At 69.9% G+C, this 1,709-nt stretch carries 3 protein-coding genes; all 3 read right to left on the reverse strand.

Annotation, left to right across the window (positions count from 1 at the left end; all coding sequences use genetic code 11):
- The coding region (locus tag ACNPM4_RS11170; protein ID WP_448985751.1) for a chorismate synthase at positions 1-604 on the reverse strand (604 nt) is incomplete at its 3' end.
- A gap of 60 nt (positions 605-664) precedes the next feature.
- Positions 665-1,477: a shikimate dehydrogenase family protein gene (locus ACNPM4_RS11175; protein ID WP_448985752.1), complete on the reverse strand. Its 813-nt coding sequence runs from the start codon at positions 1,475-1,477 to the stop codon at positions 665-667.
- 4 nt (positions 1,478-1,481) lie between these two features.
- A partial coding sequence (locus ACNPM4_RS11180; protein ID WP_448985753.1) for an endolytic transglycosylase MltG occupies positions 1,482-1,709 on the reverse strand: 228 nt, incomplete at its 5' end.

The following is a 1,709-nucleotide window of genomic DNA, read 5'->3' on the forward strand; positions in this document are numbered from 1 at the left end:
CCGAGGTCGCGGGGTCGAAGCAACGCAGCGGATCGGCGTCCAGGGCATCCACGTCATCCGGAGTCGGAAGAGCAGATCCCGGAGGAACCTGCACCGGACCGATCGAGAGCGTGTGGCTGACCAGACGGATGCCGAGCTCGCCGAGGAACGAACGGGCGATGGCACCGAGCGCGACGCGTGCCGCCGTCTCTCGAGCACTCGCACGCTCGAGGATCGGACGCGCCTCGTCGAAGTCGTACTTCTGCATGCCCACGAGGTCAGCATGCCCCGGGCGCGGGCGCGTCAGCGGAGCGCTGCGCCCACGGGACTTGTCGGTGAGCTCGACGGGATCGGGGTTCATGACCTCGATCCACTTCGGCCACTCGGTGTTACCGATGCGCAGGGCGATCGGGCTACCCAGGCTCTTGCCGTGACGGACGCCGCCCGAGAGGGTCAGCTCGTCCTGCTCGAACTTCATTCGCGAGCCACGGCCGTAGCCCAGCTTGCGGCGGGCGAGATCGGCCTGGATGGCTTCGGAGGAGACAGGGACGCCGGAGGGCAGACCCTCCATGACGGCGATGAGTTCTGGGCCGTGGGATTCGCCGGCCGTGAGCACGCGGAGCATTGCTCCAGTCTCCCACGGGTTCGGCCCCCCGCCGCGCCGCGTTTCGTCCTGCGCGTCGGGTCAGAGCGCGGCGCGCATCGCGGCCACGACCGAGTCCTCATTCGGCAGCTCTGTGCGGGGATCCCCGTGATGGAAGACGCGGATCTGACGAACGGCCTGGTGCAGCAGCATGCCGAGTCCGGAGATCACGGCCCCGTCGCCCCAACCCGCCGCGAGAGCCGAAGGCCACGGCGCGTAGGCGGCATCGAAGAGCGCTCCCCCGCTCGCCGCCAAGGCCGTCGAGGTGTCGACGGGGAGTGCGGTCCCACTCGGCAGCGTGGCGATCGTGAGGTCGGCGTACGCGGTCGGTCCATCGAGAGGGTGGGCTTCCACCAGGAGGTCGATGCGCCCTCCGAGAGCCACGAGCCCCTCCGCCCGTTCGGGGCGTCGGGCGTGCACGAACACCCGGGTCGCACCCAGCTCCGACGCCGCCACGAGCGCGGAGGCAGCCGTGGCGCCGGCCCCGAGGATGCGGACCGTTCCCGCCTCGGTCACCCCGGCCTCAGCCAGTGCGTCGACGATCCCTCCGACGTCGGTGTTGAAACCCGCGGGTGCGTCCCCGAGCAGCAGGGTGTTGACGGCGCCGGTGAGCTCGGCGTGGGCGTCCCTCGTCTCAGCGGCGCGAAACGCCTCCTCCTTCAACGGCATGGTCAGCGAGAGACCGCGCCAGGAGTCGTCGAGTCCTCGGAGCGCCCCCGCGAATCCGTCGGCGGTGACCTGACGGCGCCCGTACTCCCAGTCCATGCCCAGCACGCGGTAGGCCGCGGCGTGCAGGTCCGGTGACTTGGAGTGCGCGATCGGGTCGCCCCAGACCGCCAGACGGGTACCTGTCACCGTCTCAGCAGCCCGCGTCGGGGTTTTCCCGGCACCACGCGCGCCACTTCTCGATCCCCTGTTCGTGCTCGGACATGGTCTCGGAGAACTGCGTCTCCCCGGTTTCGAGGTTGATCGTGACGAAGTACAGCCAGGGACCGTCCGCCGGATGCATGGCGGCATCGATGGCAGCGTCGCTCGCGCTCGAGATCGGGGTCGCGGGGAGTCCTTGGCGCTTATAGGTGTTCCACTC

The sequence above is a fragment of the Microbacterium umsixpiens genome, from assembly GCF_053543675.1.